Raw genomic sequence first — 22799 nt, forward strand, 5'->3', positions numbered from 1 at the left:
GTCTTAACAAATAAAAGGAAAGGAGGAAAATGATGAAGCGGATCAGGAAGTTCGGTAAGAATTTATATGACAATAGAGTTTGGCTCTTAATGGTGTTGCCAGGATTGATCTGGTTAATTGTTCTGAAGTACATTCCAATGTTCGGTCAAATTATTGCATTTAAGGATTTTCGTTTTCATCCGGATGGGTTTTTTGCAAGCGTCTTTCACAGTGAGTGGGTGGGATTTGAGAATTTTCAGTTCCTGTTCAGTACAAATGATGCTTACATTATTACCCGCAATACACTTTTATACAATATTGGATTTATTGTAATCGGGTTAATTCTAGCAGTCGCAGTGGCGATTATTTTAAGTGAAATTACAAAGCAGCGCCTGGCAAAAATCTATCAGACAGGTATGCTGTTTCCACACTTTTTATCCTGGGTTGTTGTCAGTTACTTTGTCTTTGCATTCCTGAGTACAGACCGTGGCCTGTTTAACTCAGTATTAGAGTTTTTCGGTGCAGATCCGGTCTCCTGGTATAACGAACCCGGTTACTGGCCGTACTTTATTATGGGGATCAGCCAGTGGAAAGGGGTCGGCTTCAGCAGCATCGTTTACCTGGCAGCGATTGTAGGAATTGAAAGAACCTATTATGAGGCTGCAATGATTGATGGAGCGAATAAGTGGCAGCAGATCAAACATGTCACAATCCCGATGATTATGCCCCTGATCGTGATTCTGACAATATTAAATATCGGAAGTATCTTCAGTGCAGATTTTGGCCTTTTTTATCAGATCCCGCGTGACTCCGGACCACTCTATTCTGTTACTAACGTCATCGATACATACGTATACAGAGGATTAATGACGATGGGTGATATCGGAATGAGTACAGCAGCAGGACTCTATCAGGCAACTGTTGGATTTATCCTGATTTTGCTGACCAACTACATTGTCCGTAAGATCGACGAAGAAAATGCACTATTTTAATGATTGAAAGGAGGAAAACATCATGCAGGCACCAACAAGAGTGATTGTGAAGCCACGTGAGAAAGTAAAAGCTGTAGCGGTTAAAAAGAAAAAACCCTTTAATCCATATGGCTTCTCAGGCAAAACAAGCATACTCATGCATATCCTCCTCGGTACATTTGCATTCTTATGTGTATTTCCATTTATCTACGTTATCATTATTTCGCTATCTAATGAAGCGTCTCTCGCAGAAAATGGCTACCAGCTCATACCCGAGGAATGGAGCTTTGAAGCATATGCCTATCTCTGGCAGATGAGAGCTCAGATTGCAAAAGCGTACGGGGTAACAATTGCTGTCACTGTCCTTGGTACAATCATCAGTGTAGCGATTATCGCACTATATGCATATGCCATTTCACGCAGACAGTTCATCTATCGTAAACAATTCACGTTTATTGCATTTTTCACGATGCTTTTCAGTGGAGGAATGGTTCCATTCTATATCGTTATGACGCAATTTCTGGATTTGAAAAACTCAATCTGGGCATTGATCCTCCCGATGGCAGTCAATGCATTTTATATTATTATCATGAGAACCTTCTTCATGAGAACCGTACCTGAAGCCATTTTGGAATCAGCAAGAATTGATGGAGCGAGTGAGTGGAGAATCTTTTTGACGATCGTACTGCCTTTATCGATTCCAGGGATTGCAACGATCGCACTCTTCAGCACACTTGCATACTGGAATGACTGGTTCAACGCGCTGTTATTTATTGACGATCCATCACTTGTACCTTTGCAATCACTATTAATGAGAATTGAAAGTAATATGGACTTCATTCAGCAAAATTCGATGCTGACTAATCAAAACAGCTCAATATTGAATTCGATTCCACAGGATTCTGCAAGAATGGCCATGGTGGTCATCGCGACTTTACCGATTGCATTATCCTATCCTTTTTTCCAGAAATACTTTATCAGGGGACTAACAATTGGCGGTGTGAAGGACTGAGAAATTACACGAACAGGGGGAAAACAGTATGAAAAAGCTTGGAATTTGGGGATTAATTCTAACATTAGTAATGGGGATTCTTGCTGCATGCAGCTCGGATAGCGGAAGTGAAGCTTCAGGTGAATCATCAGATGATCATGTCACATTAACATGGTATCTGATCGGCACACCTCAACCGGATCTCGAAATGGTGATGGAAGAAGTAAACGCCTATACAAAAGAAGAGATCAATACGTCAATTGATCTGAAGCTGCTGGACTGGGGTGAGTACGATGAGCGTATGCAGGTGATCACCACTTCCGGTGAAAATTACGACATTGCTTTTACCAGCTCATGGGCAAATAACTATGCATTAAATGCACGCCGCGGGGCATTTATGCCTTTAAATGACTTAATTGAAGAACACGGACAGGAATTCAAAGAAGCCATCAATCCTGCATTTCTGGAAGGAGCTCAAATTGATGGAGAGCTATATGCGATTCCAACAAATAAAGAGCTGGGTCAGCAGGCTGTCCTTTCATTTAACAAAGAGCTTGCGGACAAGCATGATCTGGACCTTTCTTCAGTAAACTCTATTGCAGATCTTGAGCCGCTTCTTGAAGTCATCAAGAATGAAGAGTCAGGTGTATCACCGATCGCAACTTTTGATGCATATCTGCCATTTGACTCAATCCTGAACGAAGAAATGCCTTTTGCTTTCCGTCTGGATGGAAATACAGATGAAGTCGTTAATAAATATGCTGAAGATGTCACGATGGAGACATTAACTACAATGCATGACTACTACAAAAAAGGCTATATCAAACAGGATGCTGCAACGAGCACTGACTCATGGCCGCTTGAAACACCAAACTGGTTTGTCAGAAAAGAAATCTATCAGCCTTATGCTGAATCGATCTGGTCAAGAACAGCAGGCTATGAAATTGCCGTTCGACCACTTCACGAACCATATATTTTTAATAACTCAGTAACAGGGTCAATGCAGGCGATTTCTGCTACTTCAAAGCACCCTGAACGTGCAATGCAGTTTTTAAATCTATTAAACACGGATCCTTATCTTCGTAACCTCCTTGATAAAGGAATCGAAGGTACACATTATGAAGAAAACGAAGAAGGAATGATTACAGATCTGCCTGCGCGTGTTGAAAGTTTTAATATGCCAAGCTTTGCGATTGGTAACCAGTTCATTCTTAAACTATATGAAGATGATCCGGCTGATAAATGGGAGGCTTTTGAAGAATTCAACGAAAAATCAGTCCCATCACCGGCACTTGGATTCTACTTTGATTCAAACCCTGTAAGAACCGAAATTGCTGCGATCTCGAACGTAACAAGTGAATTCTCTCCAGCATTGTTAAAGGGAGCAGTTGACCCGAAGGAATACCTTCCACAATTTAATCAGAAGCTGGAAGAGGCAGGGATGCAGAAAGTAATTGATGAAATCCAGAAGCAGTACGATGCATGGAAATCTGAACAGTAAAACCTGACATACCAGAGGATATAGAGGAGTCCGGAATCAATCATGATTTCGGCATCCTCTTTTTATTTGACCTTCTTTACGCAAATGATGGGCAAAAAGAACTATAAAAGAGGTGTTTTATATGATCGCAGGAATCGATCTTGGCGGAACAAATGTCAGAATTGGCGTCATCAATGAGTTGCTGGAAATCGTTGAATGGAAGGAAGCACTCTCAGAAGTGGAGAAAGGCTATGATCATACAATTCAGGTTATTTTCAATTTACTTGACCAGGTAAAAGCGGACTATCACATTGAAAGAGTCGGCCTGTGTGCACCCGGACCATTGGATCATAAAGCAGGAGTACTGCTGGATCCTCCTAACCTTAAAGGGTGGGGGTATCAGCCAATTGTACAGTCTATTGAACGTTATATGAGCTGTCCAGTGTATTTATTGAATGATGCAAATGCAGCTGCTTTAAGTGAAGCTGCCACCGGTGCAGGAGAAGGGTATGAGAGTGTCTGGTTTACCACTGTCAGTACAGGAATAGGAAGCGGATATGTCTATCAGGGGAAGCTGATTCAGGGTGAGAAAGGCTGCACTGGTGAAATTGGAAATATGATTATCGTTCCTGGAGGGTACAGGCATGCTAATCTTAACCCCGGGTCATTAGAGGGTTATGCAAGCGGAACGGCAATTGGACGCATTGCAAAAGAAAAGTACGGGATTAAGGGTGGAGCATTCGAAGTAATCGATCGGGCACAAAAAGGAGATCCGCAAGCAACCATTATCCTCAACAGCACACTGGAATATCTCAGCACAGCTATTGCCAATATTGTCCACACTATTAACCCGTCAGTCTTTGTTTTTGGTGGTGGCGTCATGACAGATTCAGAGTACCTGCTGCCGTTATTGTCGGAAAAAGTAGATCAGAGAATTTATGGAAGCCTGCAGGGAACGATAGAATTGAAAGCTGCCCATCACAAAAATGAGGCAGGTGTACTTGGCGCCGCAGTATACGCCAGTCAGCAACCATCACAGCCCTCTATCGTAAGGGGGCTGAAATCATGACAATATATAAGTTAAAGCCACATTTTCAAAACAAAATCTGGGGAGGCAGAAAGCTTGAAACCGTCTTTCAATATGACATCCCTGCCGGACCAGTTGGAGAATGCTGGGGGATTTCAGCTCATAAGAACGGTGAGAGTATTATAGAGAACGGTCCATTTAAAGGTATGACACTTTCTGAACTATGGGAACAGAATAAGCTTGAAGTATTTGGAGAGTATCCGCATGAGTCTTTTCCGCTGCTAGTGAAAATTTTGGACGCAGACTCAGACTTATCAGTTCAAGTGCATCCGGATAACCATGAAGCAAAAGAGCTCGAAGGAGAGCCATTTGGAAAAACTGAATGCTGGTACGTACTTGATGCAAAACCAGGCGCTGAATTAATCATAGGTCATAATGCAAAATCAAAAGAAGAATTAACCACAGAAATTCAAAAAGGAAACTGGAAGAGTCTGCTCAGAAAGCGAAAAGTCAAAAAAGGCGATTTCATTTTTATTGAAAGTGGGACCCTTCATGCCATCGGCTCAGGAATCCTGCTGCTCGAAATACAACAGTCAAGCGACACTACTTACCGGGTCTATGACTTTGACCGCCGGGATCAAAACGGACACCTACGTGAACTGCACCATGAAAAAGCCATCAGGGTCACAAATACACCCGATCAATTTTTAGAGAAAAAACCGGAATCCCGTCGAACGGATGAAGCGATCATCAGTCAGATGATCTCAACTAAAGAATTTAGTGTCTGGCTTTATCAGGTGGATGGAAAAGTCAACCTGAAAACGCCAGACCGATTTAAACTCCTGAGTGTTACAGAGGGACAAGGGAAAGTCCTGTCAGCAGATGGGGGAAATATTACAGAACTGAAAAAGGGTGACCATTATCTAGTGCCAAGACATAGTGAAGAAGTGGTAATTTTGGGGAAGGTGGAGTTTGTTGTGAGCGGGGTAGAGTGAAGGGAGGGACAGACCCTGCCTTCGCTCTATCGCCGGTGGTGAGTGGAGACAGGGTCTGTCCCTGCCTTCACAAATACCCCGCAGCCCCATCATTCTACCCCGGGCCAACCAGCGCCTCCTCTTAAACCTAAAGCATATTATTTACCCAAAAAGTACCTTTTTAAACTCCTTCTGTAATACTTTGTAACACTTTTTAATATTATTGTAATGACCGTTAAGTGTAAAAGTAGTTTAATATGATTGTTGTGAGAAACATATAAAAAACACATAAACGTGTTAATTGTAATAGGGGAGTGTACAGATTGAAAAAGTGGGTACGTACAGCTGTAGCAACTACAGCGATTGCAGCGACAATTAGTGGACTTGGATCTCAGGCATTTGCGAGCACGTATAAAGTTTCCAGTGGTGATACTCTTTGGAAAATCGCTTTGGAAAATCAGACTTCTGTTAACCAGATTAAGCAATTAAATGACTTAACTTCAGATATCATTTTTCCAAACCAGCTTTTAAAGCTTTCAGGTGAAGCAGTTTCTTCATCAAATACTGGAAGCACAACTTCTGTCAGTGGATCAACTTATGTCGTTAAGGCTGGAGATACATTGTACGGAATTGCTTTGAAGACAAATACATCTCTTTCTAGTATCAGATCTTTAAATAACCTGACTTCACATCTTATTTATCCGGGTCAGTCACTTAAGCTTGAAGGTTCAGTACATACTAGCAGTAACAGTAGTGATGTTAGTAGTTCATCAGGTTCATCAAGCTCTTCTAATACATCAACTTATACAGTTAAATCAGGTGACTATTTATCTAAGATTGCCGTTAATCACGGAATCAGTCTTTCTGAATTGATGAATTTAAATGGATTAAGCGGATATTTGATTTATCCTGGTCAAACACTTAAAGTAACAGGAACTGCTACGAATGTTTCATCAGGACCTGCTCAAACTTCTCAAAAGCAGACTTCTGCAGTTTCCGGTGCAAGTGCGATTATTCAAAAGGCTAAAGCACAAATCGGAACGCCGTATGTTTGGGGCGGAACGTCTACTTCAGGGTTTGATTGCAGTGGATTTATCAGCTATGTATTTGATACTTCAAGAACAAGTGCAGCAGGCTATTACTCTCGTTCATCACACGTTAGCAGCCCGCAGCCTGGCGATCTAGTATTCTTCAAGAATACTTATAAAGCTGGAATCTCGCATGTTGGGATTTATGTAGGCGGTAATCAGTTTGTTCACGCCGGAAACAATGGTGTTGAAGTGACTAGCTTAAGCAACCCTTACTGGAGCTCTAAATTCGATAGCTATAGAAGTTTTTAATGATTGAAAAAAGCTGCTTCGGCAGCTTTTTTTGTAGTTAAAAGGAGTGGTCGTTTTGTCATTTTTTAAAAGAAAGCAAAATGGTGAAATTTCTAAGCATCCTTTAGAGCATGAAAAAGAGATTCTGGGTAAGAAAATTGCCGGGGATGTTGATCAGGCACTGGAGCATATTCAGTCATTGGATTTAAAATATTTAATAGAAGAAAAAATTCAGAAGCTCCGCTATTTATATCCTGATATTAATGATTATAAATACGAATTATTAAAAAGAAATGTCTATTACATAGAGTTTATTAAAGAGTTAAAGAGGTTTTTAGCGGAGATCTTCAGAGGTTTTGTTAATGAAGTTGATCTGGGGCGTGTAAAGCAAAGAATTTCAGGTCAATTAGATGAGGCGGTTAGCCGTCATTATGACCGGTTTCATGAGCATTATTTATCAACGGACGAGGGCCTGCAAGGTTTGGAGCAGTCTTTTCGTGAAAATCTTCTGATGTATGAATGGCTGAAAAAGCTGCTGCCGTTTTACCAGCGTCATCATTATTCGGTCTCAGAAGATCTGCCAAAGCGGTGGATTGTCAGGAGAATTGAAGAAGAGTGTAAAAGAAAGACAGATGAGGTTATGTTTTTTTAATATGGATTCAATTTTTCATCAGGCTCCTTTAGAGGGGCTTTTTTTATTGTATCAGAAGGAAATCCTTTGAAGTTAATTATATATTTTTTCGCAAATCATTATTCTTATTTTTTGTACGGAATATGCTAATAACGCAAAACTATTAGACTATGTATAAAAATTAAATTCTATGAATAGACTGATATTAGCGCAATGTTCTTGCAATGAAGGAAAATATATACTAAAATTAATTAATACTAATTAACTATATAATTTACATGCCAGTGGAAGGGGTTACTTTTATGCCGGACAGGTGGGAGCTCAGCGTAAAATTTAATGACTATGAATATCAAATTAAAGGAAATCAGAAAGTGGTTGCTCAGCATATGTCATTAGCCATGAGCCATGCGAAAGAAGCTAATCATGAAAAAGCGCCTTTACCGGTGGAACTCACTATAAAAGCAGATTCCCCGGAATATCTTAAAGAGCTGATCCCTGTAACAATTGATGCTGTCAGTGGTGGTGGATGGGAACGATCTGTAGATAAAAAAGTTCTGGTTGAATTTGTCGGACAGCTTGGTGCAAGAATCGAATGGGTATATGCGCTTGGAATGGGGTATTTTTTAACTGAAGTGCTGAAAGAAAATATCTTATCTGCCAAAAATCTCAGAAGCTTGTACAGAGAGGCGAACATCACAACTCCACAAAATATCCACCTTGGTATCAACCAGTGTGTGAAAAAGGGCTATTTAAAAGAAATTGGAAAAGTTGATAACGTTAAAACATACATGATCACTGAAGATGGCAAACAATTTATTGAAAAACAGATCAATAAAGAAAAGCCGGATATTGGTGAAGCGATCTATGAAAATAACTATCAAAAAGATGCAATTGAGGATTTCCTCAATCAATTGACTGATGAAGAATACGCAGTGTTAAGGTCAAGTACTGATATGACAGAAAGAATTCTCATGTTGATGTTTTTAATGAAGAGTAAGGGGATTGATGAACCTCTGCGTCCAAATATGATCTACGTTTCTATTGTTAAAATTTTCAATTATGAAGGGCTGAAACGCTCAGTTCATCTTGGATTAAGCCGCACAAGACCTTTAACCAGAAAGCTGAAAGTGCGCAATCAGGTTCATTATGAACTGACAGAGGATGGTTTTTTACAGGCTGAGGTTTATTACGACAATCTGAAGCAATCGATTGAAGAATAACACTGTATATGGTGCATTCTTTATTTGCTTTATTATTATTACCTTAAACCCTGGCAGGTTGAAATGATTGCTTAGTATGGATCGTCTGGTTAAAAGGCACTTTAATAAAGGAAATAAAGTCGTGTTAATAAAGAGATATGTAACTGATTTAGAGGAAATCACAAGCAGCGCACTGTTTAATCACAGTGCGTTTTTTATTTAGCTTTGTTAAAGCAGGCTCTTGATTTCCGCTTCAGGGGGAATTTGCGGCTGGGCGGTGTAACATTACCAAACTTTATTAAGGAAATTTACCCAAAGCCTATTGCACCATCCAAATAATCATGTATAATAACTTTAACACATAAAAGCATAAAAGCGTCGAAGTGTAAAAGTGAATCAGGGGGTAATGTGATGAAAAAGGTTTGGTTGTCAGGTGCAGCGTTGTCTGCAGCAATGGTGTTAGCGGCTTGTGGTGAGGAGACTTCTGAGACGTCGGCTGAGGGCGGCGGTGAGGATTCATATACGATTGGGGTAACGCAGATTGTGGAGCACCCGTCTTTGGATGCCGCGACTGAAGGGTTTAAGCGTGCATTTGAGGAAGCTGGCCTTGAAGTAACGTTTGATGATCAGGTGGCGCAGGGTGATCAGAATAACAGTCAGTCGATTTCACAGAAATTTGTGGCGGATGGTGTGGATCTGATTTTCGCGAATTCAACGCCGAGTGCTTTGAGCTCGCTGAATGCGACGGCTGATATTCCAATTGTGTTTACATCGGTTACGGATCCGCTCGCTGCAAATCTGGTTGCGGATATGGAAGCACCGGGTGGAAATGTGACAGGTACGACGGATATGCATCCGGATGCGATTTCAAACACAGTAGAATTTATGACGAATGAGCTTGTTGTAAAATCAATCGGAATGGTATATAACGCGGGTGAGCCGAACTCGGTTGTGCAGGTGGATGCGGTAAAAGAGGCTGTCGGATCGGACGTGACGGTTGAAGAAGCGGCTGTTTCGACTTCTGCAGATGTGAAGCAGGCGGCTGAATCGCTTGTTGGAAAAGTGGATGCATTCTATATCATCACTGACAACACCGTTGTTTCTGCACTTGAATCTGTGATTGGTGTTGCAAATGATCAGGATATTCCGCTTTTCGTTGGGGAGCTTGATTCAGTTGCGCGCGGCGGATTCGCTGCATACGGATTTGAATACGGAGATATCGGCTATGAAGCAGGTCAGATGGCAGTTGAAATTTTAACAGAAGGGGCTGATCCTGGTGAAATGGCGGTTCAGTACCCTGGCAATCTGAAGCTGATGATCAATAAAGATGCGGCTGAAGAGATGGGCATTGACATCAAGCCTGAGTGGGAAGAGATGGCTGAATTTACTGAGTAAAAGCAATGAGCGGAGCGCGCTGCTTCGCTCTTTTTGATCAAAGGGAGAGAGGAAGGGTTGTATGTGGATGTCGATTTTTACATCAGTCGAGGTTGGACTGATGTTTGCACTGATGGCGCTTGGCGTCTATCTATCTTTTAGAATTCTTGATTTTCCCGACCTGACAGTGGACGGGAGTTTCGTAACAGGCGCGGCAGTTGCGGCAGTGATGCTTGTACATGGCGTGAATCCGCTGATGGCGGTAGCGGCAGCATTTGCAGCAGGTTTTATTGCAGGAACTATCACAGGCTTACTGCATACAGTCGGCGGGATCAACCCGCTTTTATCAGGGATCTTGATGATGATCGCGCTGTACTCAATTAATCTGCGCATCATGGGCGCACCAAACGTCTCACTGCTTGCCCAGGATCACCTGTTTACATGGATCCGCCAGGGCATCGGCGGCACGTGGGCGATCATGATCGTCATGGTTGCATTCGTACTTTTAGTGAAAATTATGCTCGATTTCTTTTTAAAAACAGAGTTCGGCCTTGCGCTGAGAGCGGTTGGCGATAATCACTTAATGATCACGTCTTTCTCAGGCAATATCCACTTTTATAAAGTGTTCGGGCTTGGCCTGTCAAACGGGCTGGTCGCAATCGCAGGGGCACTCGTTGCACAGTACAGCGGGTTTGCTGACGTCAATGCCGGAATCGGAATGATCGTCATCGGACTTGCTTCCGTGATTATCGGTGAAGCGATTTTTGGTAAAAAGACGATTATCCGCACAACGCTTGCTGTGATTGTCGGTGCGATCATTTACCGTATCATCGTTGCCCTTGCACTGCGGGTGGAATTCCTTGAAACAGGCGACCTGAAGCTGATCACAGCAATCATCGTCATACTCGCACTTGTCCTGCCAAAAGGAATCGCCAAACAAAAAGAAACAATGCGAAAACGACAGCGCCGCCTGAGACTCAGCGCGCAGAAAGGATAGTGTCAGATGCTTCAGCTAAACGATATTTATAAGGTTTTTAACGAAGGAACGCCTGATGAAAAGGTGGCGATTGACGATATTTCGCTTGATGTGAAGAAGGGTGATTTCATTACAATTATCGGCAGTAATGGGGCAGGTAAATCCACTCTTTTTAACATTATTGCAGGGAAAATGTATCCTGATCTTGGCGAGGTGCTGATCAGTGACCAGAATGTAACCGGGCTGCCGGAATACAAGCGTGCCCGACGCATCGGCCGCGTTTTCCAGGACCCGATGGCAGGCACATCACCAACGCTTACAATAGAAGAAAACCTGTCTATTGCATATAGCAGAGTGAAGCCCCGCACTTTGCGGCCGGGTGTGACAGCGAAACGCAGAGCATTTTTCAAAGAACAGCTTGAAACACTTGGGCTTGGGCTTGAAGACCGCCTGCGTGCCAAAGTCGGTCTGCTCTCAGGTGGAGAACGCCAGGCGTTATCGCTGCTGATGGCGACATTTACAAAGCCTGACCTGCTTTTACTCGATGAGCACACAGCTGCCCTGGACCCATCCAGAGCAGCACTGATCACAAGGCTTACAAAAGAAATCGTCGAACGCGAACAGCTCACGACCATCATGATCACGCATAACATGCAGCAGGCAGTCGACCTCGGCAACCGCATCCTGATGATGGATAAGGGAAAGATTATTTTTGAAGAAGAAGGTGCACGTAAGAAGCATCTGACAGTTACTGATCTGCTGAATGAGTTTGGGAAGATGAAGGGGACGGAGCTGTCGGATCGGACTTTGCTTGGGGTTTAGATGATAAAGGTTACAGGGACAGAGGTTGGTTTCTTTCCTTAGAAATAGAAATTAGCTGACACAAATTCTGGGTGGCGGCTTAGTCTGTCATATAAATTTATCAAAAAACGTAAAATACTCATAAACCAGTTTATGAGTATTTTACGTTGATTACATTTTATGGATTTTGTGTTAAAATGATCTTTCTGAAAAGATGATTTTTACAGAGGAGCCACTATATTGAAGAAGATTATCGGGTTGTGTTTTTTAATTCTTATAATTTTATCAGGCTGTGGTGAGAATAACGTTGAATGGGAGAAGACTTTGGCAGATTCATCACCTGAGAGAGAGTTTGATATTTTGACCAGTCACTCTCCTGAAAATCATTATACAATCAATTTAAGAGAAGTCAGCGAGAGAATGATAGATGAAAAAGATAAAAAAATTTCTTATCGTGCCTCCGCTTTAAGGATTTATTCCGGGGATTTTGGAGAAGAGATTAACCATTTCGAAGATTACCAGCATGTTGAGGTGTCAACCGTAGACTTTTTCAAAGTGGAGTGGAGAAGTGAGAGTGAGGCTGAAGTTCACATTTATCGTGCCGATCAAAAGGGTGACAGCCGGATTGATGACTCGATCCTGATCAAGGTCCATAAATAAAATGCTGCACCAGCCTTAAATAAGGCGGTTGCAGCATTTAGCTATTCATCTGAATTGATCTCATAGATTAAAAAGGCCAATTTGATCAAGAGAAAATCTCTCAATAAAATTAGCTTTTTGATTAACGTTCAGAAAAATCCGGGAATGGGTCTTCAAGCAGATGCCAATCTGACTGCAGCTCTTTTTCAGTCAGCAGACAATCATCCAGATCTTTAATGATGGTATCCTTATCAAGGTCAATACCAATAAACACAAGCTCATTGATTCGGTCGCCCCATTCAGGATGCCAGCGGTTTTTAAGGTCAGGGTCTTCTGCCATTGAACGGACCTGATCTTCTTGGGAAAGAGCAGCGACCCAGGTTCCCGCAGATTGCAGTTGTATAGACTTTCCTGCCTGTGAAACAAGCCCTGCCGAATTCTCTTTTGTTGCGAGCCAGAAAAACCCCTTTGAACGAACAATTTCTGCAGGCAGTTCACTCAAAAACCCGTAAAATCTTGCCGGGTGAAATGGGTGCTGTCTTTTATAAAGGAAAGACGTAATACCGTACTCCTCTGTCTCCGGAATATGCTCCTCGTTTAATTCCTTTATCCACCCTGCACCCTGACTCGCTTTTTCAAAGTCGAAAGCATTCGTATTTAAAATGTCCAACGGGTCCACCTGACCATACGAAGCCGCTACAAGCTTTGCATCAGGGTTCAGTGTCTTTAATAAAACACGTATTGCATCAGCCTCTTTTTCAGACACAAGATCTATCTTATTTAAAATAATGACATCAGCAAACTCGACCTGATCAATCAGCAGATCAGAAACATCGCGTTCGTCCTGCACATCATCAGTCTGCTTACGGTCAAGCAGGGTCTCGCCGCTCTCAAGATCATCTGCAAACCGCAGCGCATCAACCACTGTCACCATCGTATCAAGCCGGGTCAGCTGACTTAAGTCAATTCCGGTTTCTTCATCCTCGTACACAAAAGTCTGTGCCACAGGGATCGGCTCGGAAATCCCGGTAGATTCAATGATGATGTAATCAATTTCACCAATCTCAGCCAGCCGTTTCACTTCAATCATTAAATCTTCACGCAGCGTACAGCAGATGCAGCCATTCTGCATCTCCACAAGCGTCTCATCCGTACGTGAAAAATAACCCTTTTTCAGCTGCCCTCCGTCAATATTTACCTCACTCATATCATTTACAATCACAGCCGCTCTCAGATCCTGCTTACTATGTAAAATATGATTCAACAAAGTCGTTTTTCCGGCACCTAAATAACCGCTTAACACTGTTACTGGAATCGTCATGAATGGTTCTCCTTTTTAAAACGTAATTATTACGATTTAAAGAATAGCTGATATTTAAAAGATTGTAAAGCGAAAACTTAATGGGATAGGCAGCACAAAACCCTTACTGTTACGCTTCATGTATAATGGAAACATTATCCGGTTAAAGAAGGGAGCCAGAACGATGTCGAATCAGAGAGGACTTTCAACTGCATGGCAAATGCTCGGCTGGCTGCTTTTGGCTCAGGTAGCGGTGGCACTTGTGGGGCGGTCGCTTGCACCGCTTGGCCCGTTGATTGCTGAGGATCTAACACTTACTAAGGCACAGGTTGGTTTGCTGCCTTCGTTTTTATTTTTGGGACAGATGCTCGTCAGTATTCCGGCCGGGATGCTGACTGATAAGATCGGGACGCGGCGATTGCTGTTAATTGTGTGCCTGGTGCTTGGAACGGCTTTCCTGCTGGGATCATTTTCATCGGGATTCTACATATTGCTTTTCTTTATCATGCTTGGCGGAATGGGTTACGGGGCCACACACCCAGTGACAAACAGGGGTATTCTTTATTGGTTTCCAGCTAAAAGAGGAACAGCGATGGGGATCAAGCAGATGGGTGTCACATTTGGTTCAGCCCTTGCAGCAATTGCGCTCCTGCCGCTTGCAGTTGCATTCGGGTGGAGGATAGCTATGGCGATTGCGTGTATTGTACTTATGCTAAGCGGCATCATTGCTTTTCGTTTTTATAAAGAACAGCTCGCTGAAAAAACAGCGCGTGAGCCGGCAGTTCAGGGCAGTATGATGGGCATCATCACGTATAAGCCATTGCTGTTAATCAGCGTAGTGGCCCTTATCCTAAATGGCTCGCAAATGAGCGTGAATACTTATTTGCTATTTTTCGTAACAGATGAACTGTTTTTCAGTCTGGCACTTGCCGGAACAATGCTTGTACTGTCTGAAGCAAGCGGGTCGTTTGGCAGAATCATTTGGGGCTCAATCAGCGACTCGCTTTTTGGCGGGAAAAGGTTCCCGGTTTTAATGATTATCATTGCCACAGCACTGACAGGGACACTGGGCATGGCATTTTTATCAGATGGTATTCCATTGCCGGTGCTCGTAGCGGTTGTACTGATACTCGGTTTTGCAGTGTCAGGATTTAACGGGCTCTGGATGAATATTGCTACAGAACTGACGCCAAGACAGCAGGCAGGTGCAGCGAGCGGAGTCAGTCTGACGATCGGATCGGCAGGCGTCATTATTTTACCGCCGCTCTTTGGTCTGACGATCGATATGAGTGGAAGCTTTCAGACTGCGTGGCTGATGCTGGCGGGGTTGCTGGGTGTGTCCGGAGTGCTTGCTTTTGTTTTAAGGAAATTGAAGGAGTTTTAGTTTGCACATCGGAAATTGTTCCGGTGTGTTTTTTTGTTTGAAGCAGGATGCACAATTCCATCCCGCCTCTGTACCGGCAGAAAATATAAAAAAGGAAATTCAATCCCGCCTCTTGAACTTAACGTTAACGTCAATGATATTTTAAATCTATGCAGGAGTGATACATGTGAAAACGATTCGTGAGGTTGCTGATTTGTTTGGGGTGTCGACTAGGACAGTGAGGTATTATGAAGAGCTTGGGCTGATTCGCCCGGAGCGGTCTGAAGGGAATATCAGGCTGTACGGATCACGTGATATGGCGAAGCTAAAGCTTGTATTCAGAGGGAAGCGGTTTGGTTTTTCGCTTGAGGAGATTAAAGAAATGGTGCTGCTGTTCGACCTGGACCGTTCGGGTAAGAAACAGCTGGAGCGGACGGTTGAATATGGTCATCAGCGCATTGCTGAAATAGAGGAAAAGATTATTGAGCTTGAGGAAATGAAAGATGAAATGAAAGGACTCCTGCTGGAATTTGAACAAAAATTACGGGAAAAGGGGTAGTTGTGATGAACACATCTGATTTATTGGCTTTTCAGGCAGGTAAGTATGGGAGCAGGGATGCGATCAGGTTTATGGGGAAGGGTGTGACCTATGGGGAGTTACATATGAAGGTAAATCAGTTCAGCCAGGGTCTAAAACAGCAGGGGATTCAAAAAGGAGATAAGGTTGCATTGTTTTTGCCGAATACACCGGAGTTCGTCATTGCTTATCTTGCTGTACAGCGGCTGGATGCGATTGTGGTGCCTGTGAATGTAAAGCTGACAGCTGAAGAGCTGGCTTATATTTTAGATCATTCTGATGCAAAAGCTTTGATTGTTCATGAGTGGGTGGAAGCAGCGGCGAAGGATGTGACGTCTCCCGAGATCAGGATTACAACGGCAAATCCTGATACGGGATGGCTATCTTTTAACGCGTTATTTGTAAAAAGTATTGAAGAGGTGCGCAGTGAATCTAAAGAGGATGATGAGTCGACGATTCTTTATACGTCAGGCACAACAGGGCGTCCTAAAGGCGTGCTGTTCAGCTACCGGAATATTTTTACCGTCGCGTCAATGATTGCAGTAGAGATGGAAGTGAAGCCTGAGAGCAGGATGCTGCTGATGATGCCGCTCAGTCATTCGGCACCGTTGCACCTTTTTATGATGGCTGGTTTATATGTTGGTGCGACGCTTGTGTTAACACCGACATTTACACCGGAATTGCTGATTGAAACAGTTGAGACAGAGAAGACCACACACTTTTTTGGTGCACCGGTTGCGTATTTGTTAACAGCAGGTCATCCGAAGCTGAAGACTGCAGATTTATCATCAATGAAATGGTGGATCTATGGAGGTGCTCCGTTATCTAAAGGAGAAATTGAAAAAATTTCATCGGCATTTAAAACGGATCGTCTGGTGTGTGTATATGGGCTGACAGAAGCGGGTCCAAGCGGGTCATTGCTTCATGCGGAAGAACATGCTGAAAAAGCGGGCAGCATTGGCAGGCGCGCACCACTTCATACAGATTTGAAAATTGTAAATGATGATGGTGAAGAGACAGCGGCTGATGAAGTTGGTGAAATTGTGCTTGCCGGGGAAGGGAATATGCTTGGCTATTACAAGGATCCTGAAGCGACAGCGAAAACAATGACTGGCCACTGGCTTCGCACCGGAGATCTTGCAAAACGGGATCAGGACGGGTATATCTGGGTGGTTGACCGGAAAAAAGATCTGATTATTTCAGGCGGTGTGAACGTTTATCCGAAAGAAATTGAAGAAGCGATGCTGACGGTCCCGGGAATGCGGGAAGCAGCCGTAATTGGTGTGCCGCATCCCGAATGGGGAGAGACAGTGAAGGCAGTGTTTGCTGCTGAGAACGAAATTAGTCAGAAGGAACTTTTATTACATTTAGAGAAAAAGCTCGCATCCTTTAAGATTCCAAGATTAATCGAGCAGGTGGAGGCATTACCGCGGAATGCTTCAGGGAAAATCCTGAAACAGGTGCTGCGCGAGGCGGTGGTGAAATGACCAGGGTTTTAACAGAGGAGCGCACGCCGCTGAACCGCAATTTCTTCGATGGCAATGAAACGCTGAAAAAGCTATTAAAAGAAAAACTGGATGATGCACTTTACGCTTTTGCAGATGAAGAACTGCCTGAGCTTGGGCGTGCTGCAGCCAATGAGATTGATGAGCGGGCGCGTCATACGGATCGTGAAGGAGCACCGAGGCTTGAGAAGTACGACCGGTTTGGCAACGATCAGTCAAAGGTGTGGGTGAATGAGGGGTATGAAAAGACGGTTCAGCAGGTGTACGATACCGGGATTGTTGGATATGTGCATGAGCCGATCCCAGCGCTTGGCCGCAAAGGAAATTATCTCTACAGTTTTACACAGGGATTTCTGGTTTCACATGCAGAAGCGGGCTTTTACTGTCCGGTTACACTGACGATGGCGACTGCCTATCTGCTGGATCATTTTGCAGATGAGCGTGTCCGTAGCCGCTTTTTACCGCATGTGTGCTCAACCGGAGACCTGCCGTTGTATGAAGGCGCCACCTTTTTAACGGAGCGGCAGGGCGGGTCAGATGTCGGGGCAAATGTGGTGAAGGCAGCGTTTGAAGATGGAGAGTATCGCCTTTATGGAGAAAAGTATTTTGCGTCAAATGCCGGCATGGCCGGTGTTGCAATGGTGCTTGCGAGAATTGAAGGCGCGCCGGCAGGATCAAAAGGACTGACCCTTTTTGCTGTGCCGTGGAAAGTCGATGGAGAACTGAACGGAATCAAAATCAGGCGTTTAAAGGATAAGCTTGGCGTGCGTGCGGTCCCTTCAGGTGAAGTCGAATTTGATGGAGCAAAAGCTTATGTAGTCGGTGATCCATCAAAGGGCATTTACTACATGCTTGAAGCGCTGAATCTCTCGAGAATCTGTAATGCTGTCGCTTCAATCGGCATTATGCGTAGAGCGCTTCTTGAAGCAAAGGACTATGCTGAAAAGCGGGAAGCATTCGGTGCGCCGCTTACACAATATCCAATGATCAAGGATTCGCTCGGGAAAATGGCTGCCACCCTGCATGCAGAGACAGTCAGCGTGTTTGAGCTGATCTCCCTGTATGACCGGGTATCAGCGGGCGATGCAAGTCGTGAGGATGCACTTCTCGTCAGACTCCTGATTGCCCTTTTGAAAAAAGAAACCGCTGAAAATGCCATTCACTTTTCACACGAAGCCATCGAAATGCATGGTGGAAATGGCTATATTGAAGACTTCGTTACACCGAGGCTGCTGCGGGATGCACAGGTGCTGACCGTCTGGGAGGGTACGGCAAATATACTCGCAATGGAACTGATCCGTCTATTAAAAAGTGGGATAGTCGAAATTTTTGAGACGTGGGTCCATAAGCAGCTGGCTGCCATTCAATCTTCATCCTGGCACGATTTTTTAAAGGGGCAGGGTGAACGGATTTTAGAGGAGCTCAAACAATTCGAACGAATGCCTTCAGACCTTCAGAGCTATGAAGCAAAACGCATGATGCAGGAAATGACAAAGCTGACAGAAAGCCTTTTTACTGCTGCTTTTGCAGTGAGACACGGGGAGAGGGAACTGGCGCTGTGCGAGGTGTTTTGTGAAGAGACGTGGGAAACCAGAAGCTTTGGACAGGAAATGAAAACATCTGAGATGACCGGGCTTTTAATGAGGAACGTATAGAAGAGGCAGGTGAGGGAGTTAGGACTCCTTCACCTGAGTGCCTTTATACTGACTGTTTCTCAAGGCTGACTGAAACAGCCGCTTTCTTTTCGGTCTGAACTAAAGGTCTGCCCACTTTACCAGCGATATAGGCTCCAGCCTTAAATTTATTGAGAATAAAAACAGTTAAAATCGAACCCGAAATGCTAATCACAGCTGCAAATACAAGATAAACAAATGCATATAAATAATCATTCTGTATCAGTTGAGGGTTTAGAAGATTCCGGTAAGCTAATAGAAAAAATGGGTGCAATAAATAAATACCGAATGAATATTGACTGATTTTAACGATCACAGATGGTAAGCTGTTTAGCTTTGTCCCCACATAAAACAAAAAGAATGCCAGTGATACCGTATAAATAAAAATATCGATGCGCTTAGAATGAATTTCCTGATATAGGCCACTGACGTGTAAAAATACAAGAGAAGCGGCAGTTACTAATAATGTGAGGGTAATCATATATTTATATCGATTTAAAAATGTGAGAAAGCTTTCATGATATTTTCCGCAATAAAATGCAATGGTGAAGTAGCCAATCCATGCTAGAAAAGTCATTTTATATGGGAAAAATGTATATGGATCAACAAAGTTAAAATAACTTAAATACAATAAGTTGACTGCAATTGAAACAGATAAAACAGCTTTGGGGCTGAACCGATGCTGAACATATCTGATAAAAAACAGATGTAAAAGATAGAATTGAAAAATAATCATAATAAAATAGCCATTAAAGTTACCTGCAATAAAATAATCATAAAACATGAAAAGCAGCTGTTTTCCTGTAAGACTTCCGGCTTGCAGTATATCAATCATCATCGTTACAAAACCGATGACGAGAAAAGGGACAAAAATATATTTCATTCTTTTAGTAAGGAAATGTGCAGGTGTGCTTGAATGATAGGTTTTTGCCAGTACAAACTCAGAGATAAAAATAAACATAGGTGTACCAAACATCAATAGAACCTGGAGCAGACTTAATCCAGCAATCAGTTCAGTGTGGTGAAAAGCAGCATTTCCGTCAACATTCCTGTTCAGTGAGGTAATCGCGTGAATAAAGACAACAGCCAAACATGCCAGGGCTCTTAACAAAAAAATCTCTTTAACAAGCGGTTTCATTTCAAGCACCCCCTCAATACGTTCTTTATTAAGAACATATTACTCTTTTTTTCGACAGAAGTAAACAGGATCAATGACATGTGAATATTCATGAAAAGCAGAGGATACAAAATCAATTTCAAAAACCGATTGTATTTTTATACAAAATAATGATAATATATAAAGCATCTTAGCAGCTGATTGTGAGGTCATTGGATATGGAACGTATACATAGTGAAGTTGAGAGAGCAAATGCTTTTTCTGCAAAGCAATATATGAAGTTTTGGCTGCCGTCTTTGATCGGTGTTTTACTTTTTCTTGTACCGGTGAAGTTTGGTGGGAAGGTGACGATTGGACTTGGAATTTTGGCAGATAGTCTGCAGGGTGCGCTTGCTGCTTATATTCCGGGATTTATGACGTTTGTGCTGGTATTATCAGCGCTGGGCAGTCTCCTTGTTAAGCTGCCGGCGCTCAGCCAGGTCAAACAGAAGCCGGCTGTTGCGCTATTGTTTGATGTTGCGCCGTTTTGGGTGTCACTGCGCGTAATTGGTGCGCTGTTTGCATTAGCGACATTATTTGAAGCAGGACCTGAGCTGATCTGGTCGCCGGTGACGGGGCAGGTCATGCTGTATGATCTGATTCCTGTGCTGATGGTCTGGTTTTTGTTTGCATGTTTATTCATGCCGCTGCTGTTAGAGTTCGGCTTGATGGATTTTATCGGAACGATTGTGCGAAAAGTAATGGTGCCGCTGTTCACATTACCGGGCCGTTCGTCGATTGATGCGCTGGCATCGTGGATGGGTAGCGGAACGGTTGGTGTGCTGCTGACGACTCAGCAGTATGAGTCGGGCTATTATACAAAGCGTGAAGCGGCAGTGGTTGCGACGAACTTTTCAATTGCGTCGATTGCCTTCAGCTTAGTTATCGCCAGATTTTTAAATATCGACAGCATGTTTGTACAGTTTTATTTCACCGTGATCGTAACGGGTGTGATTGTAGCAGTCATTTGCCCAAGAATCCCACCGCTTTCACGTAAAAAGGAAACGTATTACGAGCCTGTTGGCAAGCAGATCGAAGAGGTTGTGCCTGAGGGCGTTTCGAATTTTAAATGGGGTGTGGAGAAGGCTGTTGAGAAAGCAGATCAGGTCAAGAGTTACCGTGGTGTAGCAAAAAAAGGTATCGTGAACGTCCTTGATATCTGGTTTGCGCTGATCCCGCTCGTGATGGCGATCGGAACAATTGCACTTATCATCGCTGAATTCACGCCTGTATTCACTTACCTGTCATATCCATTTGTACCGCTGCTTGAGCTTCTCCGAATTCCGGAAGCACAGGCTGCTGCACCTGCAATGATTGTAGGATTTGCAGATATGTTCCTGCCGGCAGTTATTGGGAGCGGTATTGAGTCAGAGCTGACAAGATTTGTGATCGGCGTCTTATCCTTAACACAGCTGATCTACATGTCAGAAATCGGCGTGCTTTTAGTGAAGTCAAAAATTCCGATTTCAATCTGGGAGCTGTTCATCGTATTCCTGCAGCGTACAATCATCAGCCTGCCAATCGCAGCATTGATGGCTCATCTATTATTCTTTTAAAAATGTCCGGGGGAGCTTTGCTTCTTCGGATTTTTATTTTTATAAGGGGTCTCATCACTGATATACTAACAACAACCAAACTAGGGAGTGAACACATATGAACTTCACAAAATACATCTCAAAACATATCGAACCCGCCCTTAAACACGACCTGCCCGGTGCATGGATGCCGGTTGTGCCTGAAGGCTGTGTGCGGCTGAGCTCAGGGTTCCCGGATGCATCGCTTGTGCCGGTAACTGAACTGAAGCAGTCTGTGACACGTTTATTAAATGAAGAGAACGATTTGCCGCTTCATTATGTGGGCAGTCCGAAAGTGGATCAGCTGCACACGTGGCTGATCAAACGCATGAATGAAAGAAACATACATATCAAGCCTGAAGAACTGCTCGTTACATCAGGTGCATGCCAGGCCATTGACCTGATTGCCCGCATTTTAATGGATGAAGAAACTTATATCGTTGTCGAATCACCCACCTACATGGAAGCGCTAGAAATTTTTCAGAACTATACCGACCGGATTCTGACTGTGCCGGTTGATCAAGATGGACTGCGTACAGAAGAGCTTGAGGAGATGTTAGCTGGGAGAACGCGTAATCATCAGCCGCTTCCCAAGGTGCTGTATACGATTCCAACCTTCCAAAACCCGACAGGCACCACACTTTCAATCGAAAGAAGAAAGCACCTGCTTGCGCTGGCAGAGACATATGAATTTCTGATTATGGAGGATGATGCATACGGAGAGCTTCATTTTGAGGCGCCGGTCCAGACGCTGAAATCAATGGATGAGGACGGCAGAGTCTTTTACATCGGCTCATTATCAAAAGTCGTCGCTCCGGGCATGCGGGTCGGCTGGATTGCAACTGATGAAGCATGGATTGAGACACTATTCCGCTTTAAAAAAGACCTGGACCACCCTTTCGCTCAATCCGTTATGGCGACTTACCTTGAAGGAGTTGACTGGTCAAAGCATTTGGAAAACCTGCAAACCCTTTATCAATCTAAATGTAATACCATGCTTGAAGCATTGTCTGTACAAATGCCAAAAACCGTTACCTGGACGCGTCCTGATGGGGGTTACTTTGTCTGGCTCACTATACAGGAAGCTGATACGGCAGCACTTTTAGAGAAGGCGACAGATACAGGTGTATCCTATATCCCCGGGAAGTATTTTTATCTGGAGCAGGAAGATGGTCTGACTAATCTGCGGCTGTCATTTAGTGCAGCAGATGAGAATGAGATTGTTGAGGGAGTCAGGCGGCTGGCAGTGTGTATGAGTCAACTTTAGTAAAATGACTGGCAGAGTCTGCT

20 protein-coding genes are annotated in these 22799 nt (G+C 43.5%); 18 read left to right on the forward strand and 2 right to left on the reverse strand.

The window, feature by feature from the left end:
* The first annotated feature begins 32 nt into the window (after positions 1-32).
* From UFB30_RS04240 to UFB30_RS04295, 12 genes are all read left to right on the forward strand, one after another.
* Positions 33-971, forward strand: coding sequence for an ABC transporter permease (locus UFB30_RS04240; RefSeq protein WP_322420430.1), 939 nt, complete (start codon positions 33-35; stop codon positions 969-971).
* A 136-nt stretch (positions 972-1107) separates the two neighbouring features.
* On the forward strand, positions 1108-1962 hold the full coding sequence (locus UFB30_RS04245) for a carbohydrate ABC transporter permease (RefSeq protein WP_322420540.1): 855 nt from the start codon (positions 1108-1110) through the stop codon (positions 1960-1962).
* A 28-nt stretch (positions 1963-1990) separates the two neighbouring features.
* Complete coding sequence (locus UFB30_RS04250; RefSeq protein WP_322420431.1) at positions 1991-3442, forward strand: ABC transporter substrate-binding protein; 1452 nt, start codon at positions 1991-1993, stop codon at positions 3440-3442.
* Between the two features lie 121 nt (positions 3443-3563).
* On the forward strand, positions 3564-4490 hold the full coding sequence (locus UFB30_RS04255) for an ROK family protein (RefSeq protein WP_322420432.1): 927 nt from the start codon (positions 3564-3566) through the stop codon (positions 4488-4490).
* A complete protein-coding gene (gene manA / locus UFB30_RS04260) occupies positions 4487-5443 on the forward strand; it encodes a mannose-6-phosphate isomerase, class I (RefSeq protein WP_322420433.1) in 957 nt (318 codons plus the stop codon). Before UFB30_RS04255 ends, manA begins: the two co-directional genes overlap by 4 nt.
* Positions 5444-5745: 302 nt before the next feature.
* On the forward strand, positions 5746-6762 hold the full coding sequence (locus tag UFB30_RS04265; protein ID WP_322420434.1) for a C40 family peptidase: 1017 nt from the start codon (positions 5746-5748) through the stop codon (positions 6760-6762).
* Positions 6763-6817: 55 nt separating this feature from the next.
* Positions 6818-7393: a hypothetical protein gene (locus UFB30_RS04270; protein ID WP_322420435.1), complete on the forward strand. Its 576-nt coding sequence runs from the start codon at positions 6818-6820 to the stop codon at positions 7391-7393.
* Between the two features lie 281 nt (positions 7394-7674).
* Complete coding sequence (locus UFB30_RS04275; protein WP_322420436.1) at positions 7675-8592, forward strand: hypothetical protein; 918 nt, start codon at positions 7675-7677, stop codon at positions 8590-8592.
* Between the two features lie 390 nt (positions 8593-8982).
* Entirely contained in the window at positions 8983-9966 is a 984-nt protein-coding gene (locus tag UFB30_RS04280) for an ABC transporter substrate-binding protein (protein WP_322420437.1), read from the forward strand.
* A 61-nt stretch (positions 9967-10027) separates the two neighbouring features.
* Complete coding sequence (locus UFB30_RS04285) at positions 10028-10942, forward strand: ABC transporter permease (RefSeq protein WP_322420438.1); 915 nt, start codon at positions 10028-10030, stop codon at positions 10940-10942.
* 6 nt (positions 10943-10948) lie between these two features.
* Positions 10949-11743 carry an ABC transporter ATP-binding protein gene (locus UFB30_RS04290; protein WP_322420439.1) on the forward strand — a complete coding sequence of 265 codons (795 nt, stop codon included), beginning with the start codon at positions 10949-10951 and terminating at the stop codon, positions 11741-11743.
* Between the two features lie 219 nt (positions 11744-11962).
* The gene (locus tag UFB30_RS04295) at positions 11963-12382 is read left to right on the forward strand and encodes a hypothetical protein (protein ID WP_322420440.1); all 420 of its coding nucleotides are present in this window, start codon (positions 11963-11965) and stop codon (positions 12380-12382) included.
* A 121-nt stretch (positions 12383-12503) separates the two neighbouring features.
* Here the strand turns inward: UFB30_RS04295 and UFB30_RS04300 are convergent, their stop codons facing one another.
* On the reverse strand, positions 12504-13682 hold the full coding sequence (locus tag UFB30_RS04300) for a GTP-binding protein (RefSeq protein ID WP_322420441.1): 1179 nt from the start codon (positions 13680-13682) through the stop codon (positions 12504-12506).
* A gap of 163 nt (positions 13683-13845) precedes the next feature.
* Between UFB30_RS04300 and UFB30_RS04305 the strand changes: the two genes are divergently transcribed.
* The 4 genes from UFB30_RS04305 to UFB30_RS04320 all read left to right on the forward strand — a co-directional run bounded on the left by UFB30_RS04305 (position 13846) and on the right by UFB30_RS04320 (position 18761).
* Positions 13846-15045 (forward strand): MFS transporter, encoded by a 1200-nt coding sequence (locus UFB30_RS04305; RefSeq protein ID WP_322420442.1) that lies wholly within the window; start codon positions 13846-13848, stop codon positions 15043-15045.
* Between the two features lie 166 nt (positions 15046-15211).
* A complete protein-coding gene (locus UFB30_RS04310) occupies positions 15212-15583 on the forward strand; it encodes a MerR family transcriptional regulator (protein ID WP_322420443.1) in 372 nt (123 codons plus the stop codon).
* 5 nt (positions 15584-15588) lie between these two features.
* The gene (locus UFB30_RS04315; RefSeq protein WP_322420444.1) at positions 15589-17088 is read left to right on the forward strand and encodes a class I adenylate-forming enzyme family protein; all 1500 of its coding nucleotides are present in this window, start codon (positions 15589-15591) and stop codon (positions 17086-17088) included.
* Positions 17085-18761 (forward strand): acyl-CoA dehydrogenase family protein, encoded by a 1677-nt coding sequence (locus tag UFB30_RS04320; RefSeq protein ID WP_322420445.1) that lies wholly within the window; start codon positions 17085-17087, stop codon positions 18759-18761. The genes UFB30_RS04315 and UFB30_RS04320 overlap by 4 nt, the downstream gene beginning before the upstream one ends.
* A gap of 43 nt (positions 18762-18804) precedes the next feature.
* Here UFB30_RS04320 and UFB30_RS04325 read toward each other — a convergent pair whose 3' ends face one another.
* Positions 18805-19917: an acyltransferase family protein gene (locus UFB30_RS04325; protein WP_322420446.1), complete on the reverse strand. Its 1113-nt coding sequence runs from the start codon at positions 19915-19917 to the stop codon at positions 18805-18807.
* Positions 19918-20114: 197 nt separating this feature from the next.
* On the opposite strand from UFB30_RS04325, the gene UFB30_RS04330 reads away from it, so the two are divergent.
* Complete coding sequence (locus UFB30_RS04330) at positions 20115-21491, forward strand: YjiH family protein (protein ID WP_322420447.1); 1377 nt, start codon at positions 20115-20117, stop codon at positions 21489-21491.
* A 97-nt stretch (positions 21492-21588) separates the two neighbouring features.
* A complete protein-coding gene (locus tag UFB30_RS04335) occupies positions 21589-22776 on the forward strand; it encodes an aminotransferase-like domain-containing protein (RefSeq protein WP_322420448.1) in 1188 nt (395 codons plus the stop codon).
* Positions 22777-22799 lie beyond the last annotated feature (23 nt).

Origin of the sequence: Jeotgalibacillus haloalkalitolerans (assembly GCF_034427455.1) — a bacterium.
In the GTDB taxonomy this organism is placed as follows: domain Bacteria; phylum Bacillota; class Bacilli; order Bacillales; family Jeotgalibacillaceae; genus Jeotgalibacillus; species Jeotgalibacillus haloalkalitolerans.